This is a genomic window from Desulforamulus profundi, from assembly GCF_002607855.1.
In genome coordinates this window covers 1-1,058 of the sequence record NZ_AWQQ01000053.1, presented here as the reverse complement: position 1 = coordinate 1,058, position 1,058 = coordinate 1, and the positions used below count along the sequence as shown (strand labels likewise).

Genomic DNA, 1,058 nt, shown 5'->3' with positions numbered 1-1,058 from the left:
CAAGTCTCTCAAATGCATGGTGAAAACCGTGCATTTTTCTTGTTATAGAAGCATTCTTAAATGAATAGAGCATCCATGACGGAGGAACATTGATACTGGTGGGATATATTGCCAAATTGGTTTTGTTTTTTGTTTTTAATGGTATATAATAAATGTAGGGTGATCGTTTATGAAACGCGCAAACATTGACGAACTAGTAAATAAAGGCAAAAAAAAGAAAACATTAAAAATACAACTTTCAACCTGTACCCGTCTGCCTAAAGAGGAACGGRTAAATAGAAAAGAAAGAGATCCCGYRGAGATAAACTTGTTAGCCAGATCCATCATGGACAAAGTAAAACGCTATCAAAGCGAAGGGATTTTGATAAAGAATGGTAGRAGTTGGAGATTTTATTTCTGAGGCTGATGTACAACTTATTAAAGARAAGATAGCTGGCRTTCAAGAACAGCCAATGGAAACATTCCAGAGAAACATTAAGGTCRTCAGCTAYCTTACATACCTTCTGGAAAAAATGGGTATCCGTCCAATTATTGTWGGYGGCCATGCAGTAGAGATTTAYACCCTTGGTCACTATACCACAGTTGATGTAGATTTAGTCGTAAGTGGCCGTGAATTTGCCAGGAAATTCTTACTCTTTTAGGTTTTAAAAAGTCGCAAGGCAACAGGCAYTGGTATCATGAAGATTTAGGACTCCCAATAGAAATACCGGACGATGYCCTGGCCGGCTCACTTGACAGGATCATGCAAGTCACTGTGGAAGAARGTTATCACGTTTATGTTATTGGCATCGAAGAYTTGATTCTTGACCGGGTCAGAGCGGCAGTGTATTGGAAATCTTCAGCAGATCGGGAATGGGCCTTTCTTTTAATAAGATCACAAATGGAGGAAATTGATTTTAATTACCTGGAAAAAGAAGCTAAGAAGGAACCAGACCCAACTATAATCGAGTTGATCGGGAAATTAAAGAAATCCGCTGAAAGCATTATAATTGATGAATAACATAAGTACGCAGCTCGTGCCGATGTGCGTTAATTAAGAAAATACACACATAAAGAAA

The 1,058-nt window shown here is 38.2% G+C and carries 1 protein-coding gene; it reads left to right on the top strand.

Going from position 1 to position 1,058, the window contains the following annotated elements:
- Window positions 1-754: 754 nt before the first annotated feature.
- Window positions 755-1,000: a hypothetical protein gene (locus tag P378_RS20100; protein WP_207654015.1), complete on the top strand. Its 246-nt coding sequence runs from the start codon at window positions 755-757 to the stop codon at window positions 998-1,000.
- Window positions 1,001-1,058: the final 58 nt, after the last annotated feature.